15 protein-coding genes are annotated in these 17,719 nt (G+C 74.9%); 9 read left to right on the forward strand and 6 right to left on the reverse strand.

The window, feature by feature from the left end; translation table 11 throughout:
• Positions 1-123: 123 nt before the first annotated feature.
• Positions 124-4,713: an ATP-dependent helicase gene (locus ABZ924_RS27530; protein WP_361915205.1), complete on the reverse strand. Its 4,590-nt coding sequence runs from the start codon at positions 4,711-4,713 to the stop codon at positions 124-126.
• A gap of 218 nt (positions 4,714-4,931) precedes the next feature.
• Between ABZ924_RS27530 and ABZ924_RS27535 the strand changes: the two genes are divergently transcribed.
• The 5 genes from ABZ924_RS27535 (at position 4,932) to ABZ924_RS27555 (ending at position 8,416) form a co-directional block, all read left to right on the forward strand.
• On the forward strand, positions 4,932-5,711 hold the full coding sequence (locus tag ABZ924_RS27535) for an AraC family transcriptional regulator (RefSeq protein ID WP_361915242.1): 780 nt from the start codon (positions 4,932-4,934) through the stop codon (positions 5,709-5,711).
• 84 nt (positions 5,712-5,795) lie between these two features.
• Positions 5,796-6,494, forward strand: a complete 699-nt coding sequence (locus tag ABZ924_RS27540) for an AzlC family ABC transporter permease (protein WP_361915208.1) — start codon at positions 5,796-5,798, stop codon at positions 6,492-6,494.
• Complete coding sequence (locus tag ABZ924_RS27545) at positions 6,491-6,799, forward strand: AzlD domain-containing protein (protein WP_361915211.1); 309 nt, start codon at positions 6,491-6,493, stop codon at positions 6,797-6,799. The genes ABZ924_RS27540 and ABZ924_RS27545 overlap by 4 nt, the downstream gene beginning before the upstream one ends.
• 42 nt (positions 6,800-6,841) lie before the next feature.
• Complete coding sequence (locus ABZ924_RS27550; RefSeq protein WP_361915214.1) at positions 6,842-7,036, forward strand: DUF3046 domain-containing protein; 195 nt, start codon at positions 6,842-6,844, stop codon at positions 7,034-7,036.
• A gap of 219 nt (positions 7,037-7,255) precedes the next feature.
• A complete protein-coding gene (locus ABZ924_RS27555) occupies positions 7,256-8,416 on the forward strand; it encodes an AI-2E family transporter (RefSeq protein ID WP_361915245.1) in 1,161 nt (386 codons plus the stop codon).
• Here ABZ924_RS27555 and ABZ924_RS27560 read toward each other — a convergent pair.
• Entirely contained in the window at positions 8,328-9,128 is an 801-nt protein-coding gene (locus ABZ924_RS27560; protein WP_361915217.1) for a Clp protease N-terminal domain-containing protein, read from the reverse strand. The two genes, ABZ924_RS27555 and ABZ924_RS27560, sit on opposite strands and share 89 nt — an antisense overlap.
• Before the next feature lie 166 nt (positions 9,129-9,294).
• Here ABZ924_RS27560 and ABZ924_RS27565 point away from each other — a divergent pair, with 166 nt between their 5' ends.
• From ABZ924_RS27565 to ABZ924_RS27580, 4 genes are all read left to right on the forward strand, one after another.
• On the forward strand, positions 9,295-9,870 hold the full coding sequence (locus ABZ924_RS27565; protein WP_361915220.1) for an HPP family protein: 576 nt from the start codon (positions 9,295-9,297) through the stop codon (positions 9,868-9,870).
• A gap of 168 nt (positions 9,871-10,038) precedes the next feature.
• Entirely contained in the window at positions 10,039-11,154 is a 1,116-nt protein-coding gene (gene recA / locus ABZ924_RS27570) for a recombinase RecA (protein ID WP_361915222.1), read from the forward strand.
• Positions 11,155-11,157: 3 nt separating this feature from the next.
• Complete coding sequence (gene recX / locus ABZ924_RS27575; RefSeq protein WP_361915225.1) at positions 11,158-11,727, forward strand: recombination regulator RecX; 570 nt, start codon at positions 11,158-11,160, stop codon at positions 11,725-11,727.
• Positions 11,728-11,835: 108 nt separating this feature from the next.
• On the forward strand, positions 11,836-14,388 hold the full coding sequence (locus ABZ924_RS27580; protein ID WP_361915228.1) for an FtsX-like permease family protein: 2,553 nt from the start codon (positions 11,836-11,838) through the stop codon (positions 14,386-14,388).
• Between the two features lie 393 nt (positions 14,389-14,781).
• Here ABZ924_RS27580 and ABZ924_RS27585 read toward each other — a convergent pair whose 3' ends face one another.
• Genes ABZ924_RS27585 through ABZ924_RS27600 form a run of 4 tightly spaced genes read right to left on the reverse strand, consistent with a single transcriptional unit; the run spans position 14,782 to position 17,508 of the window.
• On the reverse strand, positions 14,782-15,204 hold the full coding sequence (locus ABZ924_RS27585) for a rhodanese-like domain-containing protein (protein ID WP_361915231.1): 423 nt from the start codon (positions 15,202-15,204) through the stop codon (positions 14,782-14,784).
• Entirely contained in the window at positions 15,201-15,758 is a 558-nt protein-coding gene (locus ABZ924_RS27590; protein ID WP_361915233.1) for a cysteine dioxygenase, read from the reverse strand. Before ABZ924_RS27590 ends, ABZ924_RS27585 begins: the two co-directional genes overlap by 4 nt.
• Positions 15,759-15,816: 58 nt before the next feature.
• Positions 15,817-15,903, reverse strand: a complete 87-nt coding sequence (locus ABZ924_RS27595) for a putative leader peptide (protein WP_361915248.1) — start codon at positions 15,901-15,903, stop codon at positions 15,817-15,819.
• Between the two features lie 33 nt (positions 15,904-15,936).
• Positions 15,937-17,508, reverse strand: a complete 1,572-nt coding sequence (locus tag ABZ924_RS27600) for an FAD-dependent monooxygenase (RefSeq protein ID WP_361915236.1) — start codon at positions 17,506-17,508, stop codon at positions 15,937-15,939.
• Positions 17,509-17,719: the final 211 nt, after the last annotated feature.

Raw genomic sequence — 17,719 nt, forward strand, 5'->3', positions numbered from 1 at the left:
GCGATGCCTGCGTGGATCTTGATAGTGCAGAAACGGTCCGCGATGCCAGCCGGAACGGCCTCTGTGACATGCCCCGTACATAAGCGCGACGTAAGCGCAATGGTCGGCACCGCTTCGCAGCTTTCATGACCGAAGGCGCAGCCCCCGCGGAGTGGCATGGAAACCGGCCGCCTCCAGGGCCCCGCCCAGTGCCGACGTCAGCGCCGGAGCGGCGTTGATCCGCTCCACCGTGAGCGCCGGCAGGGTACCGGCGCGGGAGGCCTCAGCCAGGGCCGCGGTCGCCGCCGCCAGCCGCGGGTCGTCCGCCCCGGGCCACGCCAGCAGCGTCTTGCCGCCCCGCTCCAGGTACAGGGCCAGCTCGCCGTCGACCAGGACCACCAAGGAGCCCGCCTTGCGGCCCGGCTTGTGGGACGCCCCCGCCGGCGGCTCCGGCCACGGCAGGGCCGCCCCGTACGCGTTGGCCGGATCGGCCGCCGCCAGGACCACCGCCGCCAGCGGCGGAGGGTTGCGCTCCGCCGAACGCAGCCGGTCCACCGCACCGTCCATCGCGAACTGGGCCGCGCCCAGCCCCTCCACCACGTAGCCGCGGCGGGCCTGCCCGCTGTCCTCGAACGCCGACAGCACGCGGTACACCGCGCTGAAACCACCCTCCACGCCCTCGGCGGCCACCGCGCCCCGCGTCACCACCCCGTGCCGGTCCAGCAGCGTGCGGGCCAGGGCGTGCGCCCGGTGGGTCGGGTCCGGGGCCTGCGCCGGCAGCAGCGACCAGCGGCCCGACACCGTCGGCGGGCCGGGACGCGAGACCTGCGCGCCGAGCGTGCCGTACCGCCCGCGCGGGACCGTGCGCCGCGCCCGGTGCGCCGTGGCACCGGCCGTGCGGCCCGAGCCCAGCAGGGAGCGCAGCGGGGCCAGCGTGTCGTTCGTCAGCCGGCCCGACCAGGCCAGGTCCCACACCGCCTCGGACAGTTCGAGGTCGGTCACCTCCGGCAGCCCGGCCCGCACCGACTGCGCCAACTGGCGGAAGAACAGCCCGTACCCGCCGGACAGGGCCTCCAGCAGCGCCTGGTGAAGGGGCGTCAGCTCCAGCGGGTGCGGCGCGGGCCGCAACAGCGGCGCCGCATCCGCCAGATACAGCGAGACCCAGCCGTCCTTGCCCGGCAGCGCCCCGGCTCCCGCCCACACCACCTCCCCGGTGGTGGTCAGCTCGTCCAGCAGCGTCGGTGAGTACCCCGCGACCCGCGACGGCAGGATCAGCCGCTCCAGCGCCGAGGCCGGGACCGGGGCGCCCTGGAGCTGCTCGACCGCCCGGGCCAGGCCGTCGATACCGCGCAGGCCCCCGCCCAGGTGCTGCCACTGCGGCAGGAACGTCGCCAGCGAGGACGGCGGCACCGGCTCCAGCTCCTGGCGCAGCGCGGCCAGCGAACGGCGCCGCAGCCTGCGCAACACCGCCGCATCACACCACTCCTGGCCGATGCCCGCCGGATGGAACTCGCCCTGGACCACCCGGCCGGCCGCGGCCAGCCGGTGCAGCGCGCCCTCGGTGACCGCCGCCCCCAGCCCGAACCGGGCGGCCACCGCGGCCGTCGTGAACGGGCCGTGCGTGCGGGCGTACCGGGCGAGGAGGTCGCCGAGCGGGTCCTTGACCGGCTCGGTGAACGCCTCCGGCACCCCGACCGGCAGGGCCGTGCCCAGCGCATCGCGCAGCCGCCCCGCGTCCTCGATCGCCGCCCAGTGCTCCGCGCCCGCGATCCGCACCCGGATGGCCCGCCGCGCGCCGGCGAGCGCCTCGGGCCAGGCCGGGTCGGCGCCCCGCTCGGCCAACTCCTGCGCCGTCAGCGGGCCCAGCAGCCGCAGCAGGTCGGCGACGGACTCGGCGTCCTTGGCCCGCCGGTCCTCGGTCAGCCACTGCAGCTCCCGCTCCAGCTCCTCCAGGACCTCCGCATCCAGCAGCTCGCGCAGCTCCGCCTGGCCGAGCAGCTCCGCCAGCAGCCGCGAGTCCAGCGACAGCGCGGCCGCCCTGCGCTCGGCGAGGGGCGAGTCCCCCTCGTACAGGAACTGCGCCACGTACCCGAAGAGCAGCGAGCGGGCGAACGGGGACGGCTCCGGCGTCGTCACCTCCACCAGCCGGACCCGCCGCGCCTCGATGTCCCCCATCAGCTCCGTCAGGCCCGGCACGTCGAACACGTCCTGCAGGCACTCCCGTACGGCCTCCAGCACGATCGGGAACGACCCGAACTCCGAGGCCACCTGGAGCAGCTGCGAGGCGCGCTGCCGCTGCTGCCACAGCGGGGTGCGCTTGCCCGGGTTGCGGCGCGGCAGCAGCAGGGCCCGCGCCGCGCACTCGCGGAACCGGGAGGCGAACAGGGCCGAGCCGCCCACCTGGTCGGTGACGATGCCGCCGATCTCGCCGTGGTCGAAGGCGACGTCCGCCGCGCCCAGCGGGGCCTGCTCGTCGTCGAACTCGAAGGAGCGGGCGGCCGCCGGATCGTGGTCGAGCAGGTCCATGGAGAGAAGGTCGGCATCGGGCAGCCGCAGCACGATCCCGTCGTCCGCGTGCATCACCTGCGCGTCCATCCCGTACCGCTCGGCGAGGCGCGCCCCGAGCGCCAGCGCCCACGGTGCGTGCACCTGCGCCCCGAACGGGGAGTGGACGACGACCCGCCAGTCGCCGAGCTCGTCGCGGAACCGCTCGACCACGATGGTCCGGTCGTCCGGCACGTGCCCGCAGGCCTCGCGCTGCTCCGCCAGGTACGCCAGCACGTTCTCCGCGGCCCAGCCGTCCAGGCCGGCCGCCAGCAGCCGCAGCCGCGCGTCCTCGTCGGACAGCGCGCCCAGCTCGCGCAGGAACGCGCCGACCGCCCGGCCCAGTTCGAGGGGGCGGCCCAGCTGGTCGCCCTTCCAGAACGGCAGCCGGCCCGGCACCCCGGGGGCGGGGGAGACCAGGACCCGGTCGCGGGTGATGTCCTCGATCCGCCACGAGCTCGTGCCGAGGGTGAACACGTCCCCCACCCGGGACTCGTACACCATCTCCTCGTCGAGCTCGCCGACCCGGCCGCCGCCCTTCTTCGGATCGGCCCCGGCCAGGAAGACGCCGAACAGCCCGCGGTCGGGGATGGTGCCGCCGGAGGTCACCGCCAGGCGCTGCGCCCCCGGCCGGCCCGTGACCGTCCCTGCGACCCGGTCCCACACCACCCGCGGTCTGAGCTCCGCGAACGCATCGGACGGATAGCGGCCCGCCAGCATGTCCAGCACCCCGGTGAACGCCGACTCCGGGAGCGCGGCGAACGGCGCCGCCCGCCGCACCAGCGCCAGCAGCTCGTCCAGCTGCCAGGTGTCCATCGCGGTCATCGCGACCAGCTGCTGCGCCAGCACGTCCAGCGGGTTCGACGGGATGCGCAGCGACTCGATGGACCCGCTGCGCATCCGCTCGGTGACCACGGCCGCCTGCACCAGGTCCCCCCGGTACTTGGGGAACACCACCCCCGTGGAGACCGCGCCCACCTGGTGCCCGGCACGGCCCACGCGCTGCAGCCCGGAGGCCACCGACGGCGGCGACTCCACCTGCACCACCAGGTCCACGGCGCCCATGTCGATGCCCAGTTCCAGACTGGAGGTGGCGACCACGGCCGGCAGCCGGCCCGCCTTCAGGTCCTCCTCCACCAGCGCCCGCTGCTCCTTGGACACCGAGCCGTGGTGCGCCCGCGCCAGCAGCGGCGGCGCCCCCTGCGCCGCGCCCGACTGGGCCATGATCTGGGCCGGCGGCGGTCCTTCGGGCAGCTGCTCGCCCATGGCGCGCTCGTACGCGATCTCGTTCAGCCGGTTGCACAGCCGCTCGGCGAGGCGGCGCGAGTTGGCGAACACGATCGTGGAGCGGTGCGCCTGGACCAGATCGGCGATCCGCTCCTCCACATGCGGCCAGATCGACGGCTTGTCCCCGCCCTCGTTGCCGTCGGTGGCCGGCGAGCCCCCCAACTCGCCCATGTCCTCGACCGGGACGACCACCGACAGGTCGAACTCCTTCGCCGAGGGCGGCTGGACGATCTCCACCTTGCCGCGCGGCGCGAGGTAGCGGGCCACCTCCTCCACCGGCCGGACCGTCGCCGACAGCCCGATCCGCCGGGCCGGGCGCGGCAGCAGCTCGTCCAGCCGCTCCAGCGACAGCGCCAGGTGCGCGCCCCGCTTGGTCCCCGCGACCGCGTGCACCTCGTCCAGGATCACCGTCTCGACGCCGGCGAGCGCCTCGCGCGTCGCCGACGTCAGCATCAGGAACAGCGACTCCGGCGTGGTGATCAGGATGTCCGGCGGCCGGCTCGCCAGCGCCCGCCGCTCGGCCGCCGGGGTGTCCCCCGAGCGGATGCCCACCCGGATGTCCGGCTCGGGCAGGCCCAGGCGGACCGACTCCTGCCGGATCCCGGTCAGCGGGCTGCGCAGGTTCCGCTCGACGTCGACCGCGAGGGCCTTCAGCGGCGACACGTACAGCACTCGGCAGCGCTTCTTCGGCTCCGCAGGCGGCGGGGCGGACGCCAGCGCGTCGAGCGCGGCGAGGAACGCGGCGAGGGTCTTGCCGGAGCCGGTGGGCGCCACGACCAGGACGTCGGAGCCCTCCCCGATGGCCCGCCAGGCGCCCTCCTGGGCGGAGGTGGGCGTACGGAAGGCCCCCGTGAACCAGGAGCGGGTCGCGGGGGAGAACGCATCGAGCGCGGAGCCGGCCATGCCCCCATCCTGCACCCGCTCACTGACAGCGCCCCGGACCTGGGAAAACCCCGTGGGAAGGGCGAGCGGCGCGGGCGCAGAATGGGGGAGTGGCGCACGACGACAGGGAACGGGCACGGGCCGACGGCGCCCGGGGCGGAGGGGCTCGGGCCGACCGGGCACGGGCCGGCGGGGCACGCGCCGACGGCGAATGGGCGCGGCACTGGCAGTACCCGGAACTGCCGGGGCTGGACCTGCTGCGCGCCCACTACGTCCGCCACGCCTTCCCGCGCCACGCCCACGACGGCTACGTCATCGCTGCCGTCACCCGCGGCATCGAGGAGGTCGGCCTGCCCGGCGGCCTCGTGCGCGCCGGGCCCGGCAGCGTGGTCCTGATCAACCCCGAGGTGCCGCACACCGCCCGCGCCGGCGCCCCCGAGGGCTGGGACTACTCCACCCTCTACCCCTCCCGCTCACTGATCGCCGAGGTCGCCGCCGAGATCAGCGGCCTGCGCGGCACCCCCGGCTTCACCGTCGACGAGGTCGCCGACCCGCAGACCTCGCAGACCATCGCCGAGGTGCACCGCGCCGCCGAAGCGGGCAACGCGCTCGCCGCCGACACCCTGCTGCGCACCGCCGTGGCCCGTATGCTCGCCCGGCACGCCGGACCGCTGCCCGCCCGCACCACGCGCAGCGCCGGCGCCGCCGGGGCCGCGCGGGCGCGCGCCGCGCTCGAGGAGCGGATGGCCGACCCGCCGTCGCTGGAGCAGCTCGCCGCCGAGCTCGGGACCAGCCCGTTCGCCCTGTTGCGGGCCTTCAAGGAGCGGTACGGGATGCCGCCGCACACCTGGCTGACCGACGCCCGGGTCCGGCGGGCCCGGTCCCTGCTGGACGCGGGCACCACGCCGGCCGAGGCTGCCCTCGCCGTCGGCTTCACCGACCAGCCGCACCTGAACCGGCACTTCACCCGCATCGTCGGCGTCCCGCCCGGCGCGTACCGGCGGGAGCGCACCGGCTAGGCCGGCCCTCGTGCAAGATCTGCAAGAACGTACAAGACCCGGTCGGCCCGCCGCGCGTACGTTCGCGGGGTGGGAGAACGTCAGATGGTGATGCAAGAGACCCCCGAGGGGGTCGCCGGGCGGCCGCGGTCCGCCGTCGTACGGGACGCCCTCGGCGTCGGGGTGGCCGTGGGACTGTCCGGATTCGCGTTCGGGGTGACCGCCGCCGGGTCCGGGATCAGCGCCCTCCAGGCCTGCGTGCTGAGCCTGCTGGTGTTCACCGGTGCCTCGCAGTTCGCGCTGGTCGGGGCGCTGGCCGCGGGCGGCAACCCGTTCACGGCCGCCGCCGGGGCCTTCTTCCTCGGGACCCGGAACGCCTTCTACGGGCTGCGGCTGTCGCAGCTGCTCGCGCTGCCCCGGGCCGTGCGGCCGTTCGCCGCGCACTGGGTGATCGACGAGACCACCGCCGTGTCGCTGGCCCAGCCCGACCGCAGGTCGGCGCGGCTCGGGTTCACCGTGACCGGGCTCAGCCTGTACGTGCTGTGGAACCTCACCACCCTGCTGGGCGCGCTCGGCGCCGAGGCCATCGGGGACACCGCCGCCTGGGGGCTGGACGCCGCCGGTCCGGCCGTGTTCCTGGCGCTGCTCGCGCCGATGCTGAAGACCGCCACGGAGCGGGCCGTCGCCGCGCTCGCGCTCGTCCTCGGACTGGGCCTGCTGCCCGTCCTGCCCGCCGGGCTGCCCGTGCTCGTCGCCGCACTCGCCGCCCCCGTGATCCTCTGGCTGAAGGGACGCCGACCGTGAACGTCTGGCTCGCCATCGCGCTGACCGCCGCCGGCTGCTACGCCGTCAAGCTCGCCGGACTGCTGGTGCCCGCCGGGGCCCTGGAGCGCCCGGCCGTGCGCCGGCTCGCCGCCCTGCTGCCGGTCGCGCTGCTCGCCGCGCTCACCGCCCAGCAGACCTTCGGCAGCGGGCACGAGGTCGTCCTCGACGCCCGGGCCGCCGGCCTGGCCGCCGCCGGGCTGGCGCTGCTGCTGAGGGCCCCCTTCCTCGTCGTGGTCGGCGCCGCCGTCGTGGTGACCGCTGGGGTGAGGGCCCTGGCCGGCTAGTGCTGTCCCGGGCTTCTGCGCGGGAGCGGGATACTGGTGTGCATGCGGTTGACGATTTTCTGGGAGCGGATGGCCGAGTACTTCGGTGCGGGCTACGCGGACTCCTTCGCGCGGGACCACGTCATGTCGGAGCTCGGCGGGCGCACCGTCCACCAGGCGCTGGAGGCGGGCTGGGAGGCCAAGGACGTGTGGCGCGCGGTGTGCTCCGCCATGGACGTGCCTGCCTCGCAGCGCTGACGGCGATGACGGCGGCGCCCGTTTCCCCGTATGCGCGGCGGATCGGACAGACTGGGCGGCGTGGCAGCCACCGATGACACCGACCCCGACCACCGGACGATGACGACCGTGCACGACGGCAGCGCCGGCAGTGCCGGCGGCCCGGATGCCGCGGATGCGGCGGATGCCGGGCCCGCTCCGGCAGCGGACCCGGCGCGCCCGCCGTGGGCCGGGGAGCGCATGCCGCGCTGGCTGCCGCGCGCGGTGGTGCTCGTCCTGGCGCTCTTCGCCTGCTACCAGCTGGCCGGCTGGGCCTTCCACCAGCTGATCGGCCTGCTGGTCAACGTCCTGATCGCCTTCTTCCTCGCGCTCGCGATCGAACCCGCAGTGGCGCGGATGGCGGCCCGCGGCATGCGCCGCGGGCTCGCCACCTTCCTGGTGTTCCTCGGGGTGGTCGTCGCGGCCGCCGGCTTCGTCGTCCTGCTCGGCTCGATGCTCGCCGGGCAGATCGTCGCCATGGTGGAGGGCTTCCCGCGCTACCTCGACTCGGTCATCAACGCGATCAACGCCACCTTCCACACCGAGCTGTCCCGGCTGGAGATCCAGGACAGCCTGCTGCACTCGGCCTGGCTCCAGAAGTACGTGCAGAACAGCGCGAGCGGCGTGCTCGACGTCTCCGCCACCGTGCTCGGCGGGCTCTTCCGCCTGCTGACCGTCGGCCTGTTCTCGTTCTACTTCGCCGCCGACGGGCCCCGCCTGCGGCGCGCGCTGTGCTCCGTCCTGCCGCCGGCCAAGCAGTCGGAGGTGCTGCGCGCCTGGGAGATCGCCGTCGCCAAGACCGGCGGCTACCTCTACTCGCGCGGCCTGATGGCCCTGGTCTCCGGGATCGCGCACTACGTCGTCTTCGCGGTCCTGGACGTGCCGTACGCGCCCGCGCTCGCCGTGTGGGTGGGGCTGGTCTCCCAGTTCATCCCCACCATCGGCACCTACCTGGCGGGGGCGCTGCCCACGCTGATCGCCTTCACGGTCGACCCCTGGTACGCGCTGTACGTCCTCGGCTTCGTGGTGGTCTACCAGCAGTTCGAGAACTACGTCCTCCAGCCGAAGCTCACCTCGAGGACCGTGGACATCCACCCCGCCGTGGCCTTCGGATCGGTCATCGCGGGCACCGCCCTGCTGGGGGCGGTCGGGGCGCTCATCGCGATCCCGGCCGTCGCGACGCTGCAGGCGTTCCTCGGCGCGTACGTGAAGCGGTACGAGCTGACGGAGGGCGCGGACGACACCGCGCCCCCGCCCTCCGCTGCCGCTCCGCCTACTCGTCCTTCTGCTTCTCCTGCTCCTCCGGCGCCGCGGTCGCCTTCCCGTCCCCGCCGCCGTGGAAGGCTGCCAGGGCTTCGGTGACGGTGGCCTCGGCGGCCTCCTTGCGGGCGCCGGCGCGGCTCAGGACGCCCTCGCCGTTCTCCAGTTCGAGGAGGGCGAGCAGGATGTGCTCGGTGCCGATGTAGTCGTGGCCCAGGCGCAGGCCCTCGCGGAAGGTCAGTTCCAGGGCCTTCTTGGCGGAGGCGTCGAACGGGATCAGCGCGGGCAGCTCCTCGACGGGCGCCGGCAGGGCTGCCGTCGCCGCGGCGCGGACGTCCTCCGCGGAGACCTGCTGCGCCCGCAGGGCGAGCGCGGCCAGGCCCTGGTCCTCGGCGAGCAGGCCGAGGACCAGGTGCTCGGTGCGGATCTCGGTGTTGCCCGCGGCGCGGGCCTCGTTCTGGGCGCAGACCACGACGTTGCGGGCGCGCGGGGTGAAGCGGCCGAAGCCCTGGCTGGCCTGGAGGTCGCCGCCCTCGCCCTCCTTGTCGGCCTTGGGGACGAAGCGCTTCTGCGCGGCCTGGCGGGTGACGCCCATGCTGCGGCCGATGTCGGTCCAGGAGGCGCCGGAGCGGCGGGCCTGGTCCACGAAGTGGCCGATGAGGTGGTCCGCGACGTCACCGAGGTGCTCGGCGGCGACGACCGCGTCGCTGAGCTGTTCGAGGGCGTCGGTGTGGACCTTCTTGATGGCCTCGATCAGGTCGTCGAGGCGTACCGGATTGGTCATGCGAACGGGTTCCTCTGAAGGGTTCGTCATGGTGCAACCGTAGGTTGACAGTCAGAGGGGTGTCAACCTTTGGTTGTCACTCGGCGCCGGGTGGTCCGGGCATCCTGGGTGGTTCGAGGCTGTTCCGGGTGGTTATGGGCGGTCTCGGGTGGCCGATATAGGTCGGCCATGCGGCCGGTTCGTACACCTGACTGCCATGAGTGCCGATGCGGGTGTGAGGGGACGTCGGGTCGACGTCGAGGCGGGTGCCGGAGGCGGGGCGGTCGTCGGCGTCGGGGCGGGAGGCGGGGCGGGTGCCCGGCCGTCCGCGGCGCGGCCGCTGGCGGCGTTGCACAGCGGGGGCGTCGCGGCCGCCGCGTTGCTGGCCCTGGTGGGGATCGGCGCACTCCTGCGCGAGCCGGTGCTGATCCCGCCCATCGCGGCGAGCGCGGCGATCGTGTACGGGGTGCCCGCGCTGCCGCTGGCGCAGCCGCGCAGTGTCATCGGCGGGCACCTGCTGTGCGCCGCGGTGGGCTACGCCGCACTCGCGGCGCTGGGCAGTGCGCCATGGGCCGCGGCTCTCGGGGCGGGCGTGGCGGTGGGGCTGATGGCGCTGGCCCGGACCCCGCACTCGCCGGCCGCCGCCACTACGGTCGTGGTGGTCCTGCAGTCCCCGGACCCGGTGGTCTTCGTCCCGCTGCTGGCGGGAGCGGCCCTACTGCTGGTGCTGGCCGGGGTCGCCGCGTCCCGCGCCCGCAGGGACGCGGTCCGTTATCCCGCCTACTGGTGGTGACCGGTGGGCCGGACGGTCGGGGTCCCGCGGGGCGCGCTTGACAGGGAAATCGAACATCCATTCTGATGGGTTATCCACAGCCGAACCGGGCGTGGCAGCGCATTGTCAGTGGCAGGCGTTAGCGTCAATGGCGTGAAGCGATCGACTCAAGCAAACCGGGTGGAACCCATGGCAGGCACCGACCGCGAGAAGGCTCTCGACGCCGCGCTCGCACAGATTGAACGGCAATTCGGCAAGGGTGCCGTGATGCGCCTCGGCGACAAGCCGAACGAGCCCATCGACGTCATCCCCACCGGGTCGACCGCACTGGACATCGCCCTGGGCGTCGGCGGACTGCCCCGCGGCCGTGTCGTCGAGGTGTACGGGCCGGAGTCCTCCGGTAAGACGACCCTGACCCTCCACGCCGTGGCCAATGCGCAGAAGGCCGGCGGCACCGTCGCCTTCGTCGACGCCGAGCACGCGCTCGACCCCGAGTACGCGCGGGCCCTGGGCGTCGACACCGACAACCTCATCCTGTCCCAGCCGGACACCGGCGAGCAGGCGCTGGAGATCACGGACATGCTGGTCCGCTCCGGCGCGCTCGACCTGATCGTCATCGACTCCGTCGCCGCGCTCGTGCCGCGGGCGGAGATCGAGGGTGAGATGGGCGACTCCCACGTGGGTCTCCAGGCCCGACTGATGAGCCAGGCCCTCCGCAAGATCACCGGTGCACTGAACCAGTCCAAGACCACCGCGATCTTCATCAACCAGCTCCGCGAGAAGATCGGTGTGATGTTCGGCTCGCCGGAGACGACCACCGGTGGCCGCGCGCTGAAGTTCTACGCCTCGGTGCGCATCGACATCCGCCGCATCGAGACCCTGAAGGACGGCACGGAGGCGGTCGGCAACCGCACTCGCTGCAAGATCGTCAAGAACAAGGTCGCGCCGCCCTTCAAGCAGGCCGAGTTCGACATCCTCTACGGCCAGGGCATCAGCCGCGAGGGCGGCCTGATCGACATGGGCGTCGAGCACGGCTTCATCCGCAAGGCCGGCGCCTGGTACACGTACGAGGGCGACCAGCTCGGCCAGGGCAAGGAGAACGCCCGCAACTTCCTCAAGGACAACCCCGACCTCGCCAACGAGATCGAGCGGAAGATCAAGGAGAAGCTGGGCGTGGGCGTCGTCCGCAAGGACGGCGACGCCGCGGCCGCCACCGCGACGGACGCCCCTGCCGACGGTGCAGCCGTGCCCGCCCCCGCCTCGAAGGCCAAGACGACGGCCAAGGCCGCCGCGGCCAAGAGCTGATCCGTGCGCGAGCAGGAACGGGGCGGCGGGGACGACGGCCGGCCGGGCCGTCAGGAACTGCCGCCCCAGACTCCCGAGGAGCAGGCGCGGGCCATCTGCCTGCGCCTGCTCACCGGGATGCCGCGCACGCGGCGCCAGCTCGCGGACGCCCTCGACAAACGGGGCATCCCCGAGGAGGTTTCGCAGGAGGTCCTCTCCCGGTTCGAGGAGGTGGGCCTGATCGACGACGCCGCGTTCGCCGACGCCTGGGTAGAGTCCCGCCACCGCGGCCGCGGCCTCGCCCGCCGGGCCCTCGCCCAGGAACTGCGCACCAAGGGGGTCCACGCCTCCCTCGTACAGGAGGCCCTGGAACAGCTCGACTCCGAACAGGAGGAGCAGACCGCCCGGGAGCTCGTGGAGCGCAAGCTCCGCTCCACCCGCGGGCTGGAGCGGGACAAGCGGATCCGGCGCCTGGCCGGGATGCTCGCCCGCAAGGGGTACCCGGAGGGCATGGCCCTGCGGGTGGTCCGCCGTGCGCTGGAGGCCGAGGGCGAGGAAGCGGACCTCGACGACCTGGGGTACCCGGGGATCTGACCGCGCCCGCCGCGCGGCTGCTCGGCCCCGGGGGTAGGGGTAGCCCCCGGGTGCAGACGCCGGGGTGCTCCACTGTCAGGAAGCAGCCCCGGCGGCAGAGTTGACTGCATGATGCTGCGTTTCGCCCTCCAGACCATCAGGGACCGCAAAGCCGGCTTCCTCGGTGCCTTCGTCGCCCTCCTGTGTGCGGCGGCCCTCATCACCGCCTGCGGCACCCTCCTGGAAACCGGACTCCGCGGAAAGATCGCCACAGAGCGCTACGCGGCCGCCCCGGTCGTCGTCTCCGCAGACCAGAACGTGCACCGCACGACGGTCAAGGAGAAGAAGGGCAAGACCAAGACCAAGCACAAGGCCAAGCCCGTCGCCGAACGCGCCTGGCTCCCCGCCTCCGCCGTGGACGCCGTCCGCGCCGTGCCCGGGGTCGGGCAGGCCGTGCCCGAACTCACCTTCCAGGCCATTCCCGTGGGCGGGGCCGTGGGCGGGGCAGGGGGAGGGGCGAAGCCCTCGTACGGGCACGCCTGGAGCTCCGCGCCGCTCACGCCGTTCACGCTCGCCGAGGGCCGCGCCCCCCAGGGCGGCGGCGAGGTCGTCGTCGACCGTGAACTGGCCGCCCGCGCAGGGATCCGCTCCGGCAGCCGGCTCACCGTCCAGGCCACCGGCGAGCCCAAGGCCTACACGGTCAGCGGGATCGCCGCACCGGCCCGCGGCCGCCTCGAACGGCAGAGCGCCCTGTTCTTCAGCGACACCGAGGCACAGCGGCTCGCCGCCCGTGACGGCCAGGTCACCGCGATCGGCGTCCTGCCGGCCCCCGGCGTCGACCCGGGCGCGCTCGCCGGCCGCGTGCGGCAGGCCCTCCACGACACCGGTGCCCAGGTCAGCCGGGGTGACGAGCGCGGCCCCGTCGAGTTCCTCGACGCCGCCGGCGCCCGGATCAAGCTCGTCTCCATGGGCGGCGCCATGGGCGGCACCGCCCTGCTCGTCGCGATCCTCGTGGTCGTCGGCACCTTCGCCCTCTCCGTCCAGCAGCGCTACCGCGAACTCGCCCTGCTGCGCGCCATCGCGGCCACCCCCCGCCAGCTGCGCCGCATGATCGGCCGCGAGGCACTCGTCGTGGGGCTCGCCGCCGGTGTCGCCGGTGCCTTCGCCGGGCTGCCGCTCGCCGCCTGGCTGTACGGCAGGTTCGTCGACCACGGCATCGTCCCCACCACCCTGGAGCGCACCGCCGGGATCTTCCCGATGTTCGCCGCCGTCGGCGCGAGCCTCCTCGGCGCCTGGGCCGCCGCCCGGATCACCGGCCGGCGCATCGCCCGCATCCGCCCGGCCGAAGCCCTCGCCGAAGCCGCCGTCGAGCGGGCCCGGCCCGCCTGGATGCGGATCGCGATCGGCGTGCTGACCCTGGCCGGCGGCGTCGTCCTCGTCGCGGTGCTGAGCTCGCTGCGCACCGAGCCGGCGTCGACCCCGGTGACCTTCCTCGCCGTCATCGTCCTCGCCGGGGCCGTCTCCCTGCTCGGCCCGCTCCTCGTACGCGGTGCGGCCGCCCTGCTCGCCGGGCCGCTGCGGCTCGTCGGCCCGGGCGGGCACCTCGCCACCGCGAACCTGCGCGGCAACGCCACGCGGATGGCCTCCGCCGTCACCCCGCTCGCCCTGCTGATCGGCATGACCTGCACCGTCCTGTTCATCGCCCCGACGCTGGGACACGCCGCAGGGCAGCAGGCCCGCGACGGGGTCAGGGCCGGCTGGGTGCTGGCCGCACAGGGGCCGGGCGTCTCCGCCGAGGCCGCGGACCGGGTCCGCCGGACCCCCGGGGTCACGGCCGCCACCGAAATCGTGCACACCTCGGTACGGGTGGGCCTGACCAAGTACGCCGCCCAGGGCGTCACCCCCGCCGGGCTGACCCGGACCTGGGACCCGGGCGTCACCGCCGGCAGCCTCGACGGGTTCGGGGACGGCAGCGCCGCGGTCAGCGAGCTGGCGGCCGACCAACTGGGTCTGCAGCCGGGCAGCCGGCTGGAGCTCACCCTGGGCGACGGCACCCCGGTCACCCTCACGGTGGCCGCCGTCTATGCGCGCGGCCTCGGCTTCGGTGACCTGACGCTCCCGCACCGGGTGGTCGCGGCCCACGTGGACAACCCGCTGGCCTCGGCCGTGCTCGTGGCCGCCGAGCCGGGCGTCGGGCGCGAGCAGCTGGCCGCCGCGGTCGCCGGGTCCCCCGGGGTGGGCGTGCTGACGGCCCGCGACGCCGACGAGGCCCGGGCGAAGCGGCAGCAGGACGGCGCCGGGATCAACCTGCTGGCGATGGGGCTGGTGCTCGCCTTCACCGCGATCGCCGTCGTCAACACCCTTGCGATGTCCACTGCGGAGCGGTTCCGGGAGTTCGCGATGCTGAGGCTGGCCGGGGCCAAGCGGAGGCAGGTGCTGCGGATGCTGCGGACCGAGGCGGTGGCCGTGCTGCTGATCGGGGCGGTGCTGGGGTCGGGGATCGCGCTGGCCGTACTCACCGCGTTCAGCGTCGGGATGACCGGGGTCGCCGCCCCTGCCGTGCGGCCGGTGGCGTACCTGGCCGTGCTGGCCGCGGCGGGCCTCCTCGCCCTGACGGCCACCTCCCTCCCGGGCAGGGCGGCCCTCCGCATCCGCCCGGTGGAGGTCGCCACGTCGAGGTGACCCTCCCGCTCGCACCCCCTGCCCGGCCCTCTGTTCGCGGGGGCCGGGCGTCGGGGCCGGCGCGGGCGCGGCGTCGCCGCTGCGCGGAGCCCGTCCCCTCCCCGCCCCTTCCCGAAACCGGGGCTCCGCCCCGGCCCCCGTTCCGTGCGCTCCGCGCCCGGTGCGCTCAAACGCTGCGCGGGCTGAAATGTGCCGCTGCGCGGCAATTCCAGCCCCGCCCGGCGGGAAATCCAGCCTCGCCGGCGTTTGAGGCGCGGGGTCCGGGGCGGAGCCCCGATCTTTGAGCCCAGCTGGCGTTTGAGGCGAGCGGGGGCCGGGGCCGCAGGCCACGGTTTCGGGAAGGGGCGGGGTGGGGGAACGGCTCCGCGCAGCGGTACCCCACCCCGGCCGGGATTACGGGCGCCGGATCGGCGGCGCCGCGGCGGTGACCGGAAGGCCCGCGGCCTTCCAGCCCTGGAAGCCGCCCTCCAGATCCGTGGCCCGGCGGAGCCCCAGCGCATGCAGGGACACCGCGGCCAGCGAAGAGGCGTACCCCTCGTTGCAGATCACGATGATCCGGAGGTCGTGGGAGCCGGCTTCCGGCACCCGGTGCGAGCCCTGCGGATCCAGCCGCCACTCCAGTTCGTTGCGCTCGATCACCAGCGCCCCCGGGATCAACCCGTCCCGCTCCCGCAGGGCCTGGTAGCGGATGTCCACCAGGAGGGTGCCCTCGCCGAGGGACGCCTCGTACGCCTCCCGGGCACTCACACGGGTGTAGGTGGAGCGGACCTGCTCCAGGTACGTGTCGATGCCCACCGGGGGCGTGGTCGCGCTCACTGCCAGTCCTCCGGGCGCTCGACGTGCTCCAGCGTCAGCACCTGCCCGGCGCGGCTGTAGCGCCGGATCAGGGGCAGCGGCGGATAGTACGCGTGGACCGACACCGCATGCTCGTCCGGGGAGGCGTTGAGCACCTCGTGCACATGGTGCTCCCCGAAGGCCCGCCCGGTGCCGACGCCCAGGCTGCGCGTGCGGTCGACGTCCGGCGCGAGCTCGAGGCTGCGCCAGCCCTCCGAGGGGATCCGGGCGGCGAGCGAGTACTCGGTGAGGCGACCGCGGGCCGTGGCGAAGGCCCCGAGCGACTCGGCGTGATCGTGCCAGCCGGTCCCGGTGCCCGGGGGCCAGCCGATCACCCAGGCCTCGCTGCCGCCGGGGCCGTCGAGCCGGATCCAGGTGCGGCCCTGGGGGTCGAGGGGGAGGGAGTCGATGACGGCCGGGTCGGCGGCCGTGCGGAGCGCGAAGTCGAGGAGTTCGGCGGCCGTGACACCGGCCGCACGGGCAGGGGCAGGGGCGTCGGCAGAGCTCTGGGCAGGGACATGCACGGATGCGGGCATGGAGGTGACCGTCCTGAAGGTTCGCGAAAGGGCGCGCGGAGCGCGGGGGAAAGGCGAATCAGCAGGAGGGGCGACACACGCAGCCCGCATAGCGGACGAGGTCCATGTGGACCCTCCGCCACAGGCGTACGTCGTTGCCGGTCATGCCCGCGAGTGAAGCACGCGGACACGACGGCGGTCAATCGATCACGGCGGAAGGTGTCGTGGTCGACCGGTCGAGCGGCGCCGGTGCACCCATGCGGACGGAGTCCGCCGCCTCGTAGAGTTCCGCGGGCCGCACCCCGGCGAAGGTGGCCGCCAGGTGCCCGTCCGGCCGGACCAGCAGCACGGTGTGGGCCTCGGCCCCCGGATACCCGTCGGCCACCAGCAGCTCCGCCCGCACCGGCAGGGCGCTCACGGCCGCCGCGAGCCGCGGCATCAGCCCGGCGCTCATCCAGTGCCGCCGGTCCCACACGCCGGTGCCCGGCGCGACCAGCACCACGAGCAGCCGGCCGCGGCCCAGCAGGTCGCGCAGCGGGACGGTGGACCCGTCGGGGGCCGACACCGGCACGTTCGCCACGGCGCCCCCCGGCTCGGTCGCGGTCGGCACCTCCCGTACGGCCACGGGCGGGGCGTACGCCGGCGGCGCGCCCAGCGGCCCGCGCCCCAAGTGCCCGTCGGTGAGCAGGGCCTCGCCCGTCCGGGCGGAGCCGGGCAGCAGGGTCCGCAGCCCGCCCCCGCCGCGCAGCACCACCGCGGCCTGGTCGGCGGCGCGCAGCCGGGCCGCGACCGCGGTGCGCCGCTCGGCCTCGTAGCTGTCGAGCAGGGCTTCGGAAGCCCCCTGGTGCCAGGCGAGGGCCAGCTTCCAGGCGAGGTTCTCGGCATCGCGGAGGCCCTCCTCGACGCCCTGGGTGCCGGCGGCGCCGAGCAGGTGGGCGGCGTCGCCGGCGAGGAAGGCGCGGCGGTCGCGCCAGCGGCGGGCGAGGCGGTGGTGCAGCGTGTGGACCCCGGTGTCGAGGAGGTCGTACGGGGGTGTGGTGCCCCCGCACCACCCGGAGAGGGTGTCGCGGATCAGCGTCACGAGCGCATCGGGGGTGACGAGTTCCCCGCGGGCCGGCAGCAGCCAGTCGAGCCGCCACACCCCGTCGGGCAGCGGCCGGGCGGTGGTCTCCTGCGGCGGGTCGCGGTGCAGCAGGGCCTCGCCGGGCCAGGGGAGTTCGGTGCGCAGCGCGGCCACTGCGTGCCGCTCGACGGCGGTCCGGCCGGGGAAGCGGATCCCGAGCAGCTTGCGCACGGTGGAGCGGGCCCCGTCGCAGCCGACCAGGAAGCTCCCGCGCCACCAGGTGGTCTCCGCACCCCGGGTGTGGGCGGTGACCCCGCGGTCGTCCTGCTCCAGGGAGTCCACCTTGCTGTCGGTGACGAGCTGGACCAGCGGATGCGCGGCAGCGGCGGCGCGCAGCCCGCGCGTCAGGGCGTGCTGCGGCAGGTGCAGCGGGGCCGGGCCGTCGTCGAAGGTGATCCGGCCGGTGTCGCGGGCGCGGCGCATGGTGCGCCAGGCCGCGTAGGGGGCGCCCTCGTCGCGCAGGGTCGCACAGCCCAGGCGCTCGGCCATTGCGGCGGTGTCGGACTGCAGCACGACGGTGCGGGCGGGCCGGGGCAGGTCCTTGCCGGGGCCCTCGTCGAGCACGACGGATGGCACGCCCTGGCCGGCCAGGGCAAGGGCCAGGGACAGCCCGACCGGCCCTGAACCGACGACGATCACCGGGTCCATGATGCGGCTCCCGATGTCCGGTATGTGATCACAGAACGTATGCAACCCACTGGAGGTGCCTGCGTCAAGTGACCCCCGGTCCCGGGCATGCGTGTGGTGGGGGGGGGGGGGTGGGGGGGGGGGGGGCGGGCAGCCGCGGGGGCGGTCAGGGGGGGGGGGGGGGGGGGGCGCGGCCGCCCCCCCCCCCCCGGCGCCCCCCGCGCGCGCGGCG

The organism is Streptomyces sp. NPDC046876 (assembly GCF_040645035.1).
Classification (GTDB): Bacteria; Actinomycetota; Actinomycetes; order Streptomycetales; family Streptomycetaceae; genus Streptomyces.

What these genes read in the sequence shown, in the direction of transcription:
- ABZ924_RS27590 (WP_361915233.1), bottom strand. Translation starts at nt 15,758, where the DNA reads ATGCCCGCATCCGTGCATGTCCCTGCCCAGAGCTCTGCCGACGCCCCT.
- ABZ924_RS27595 (WP_361915248.1), bottom strand. Translation starts at nt 15,903, where the DNA reads ATGACCGGCAACGACGTACGCCTGTGGCGGAGGGTCCACATGGACCTC.
- ABZ924_RS27555 (WP_361915245.1), top strand. Translation starts at nt 7,256, where the DNA reads ATGCCGCGCTGGCTGCCGCGCGCGGTGGTGCTCGTCCTGGCGCTCTTC.
- ABZ924_RS27530 (WP_361915205.1), bottom strand. Translation starts at nt 4,713, where the DNA reads ATGGCCGGCTCCGCGCTCGATGCGTTCTCCCCCGCGACCCGCTCCTGG.
- ABZ924_RS27565 (WP_361915220.1), top strand. Translation starts at nt 9,295, where the DNA reads ATGAGTGCCGATGCGGGTGTGAGGGGACGTCGGGTCGACGTCGAGGCG.
- ABZ924_RS27580 (WP_361915228.1), top strand. Translation starts at nt 11,836, where the DNA reads ATGATGCTGCGTTTCGCCCTCCAGACCATCAGGGACCGCAAAGCCGGC.
- ABZ924_RS27600 (WP_361915236.1), bottom strand. Translation starts at nt 17,508, where the DNA reads ATGGACCCGGTGATCGTCGTCGGTTCAGGGCCGGTCGGGCTGTCCCTG.
- ABZ924_RS27560 (WP_361915217.1), bottom strand. Translation starts at nt 9,128, where the DNA reads ATGACGAACCCTTCAGAGGAACCCGTTCGCATGACCAATCCGGTACGC.
- recA (WP_361915222.1), top strand. Translation starts at nt 10,039, where the DNA reads ATGGCAGGCACCGACCGCGAGAAGGCTCTCGACGCCGCGCTCGCACAG.
- ABZ924_RS27550 (WP_361915214.1), top strand. Translation starts at nt 6,842, where the DNA reads ATGCGGTTGACGATTTTCTGGGAGCGGATGGCCGAGTACTTCGGTGCG.
- ABZ924_RS27540 (WP_361915208.1), top strand. Translation starts at nt 5,796, where the DNA reads ATGGTGATGCAAGAGACCCCCGAGGGGGTCGCCGGGCGGCCGCGGTCC.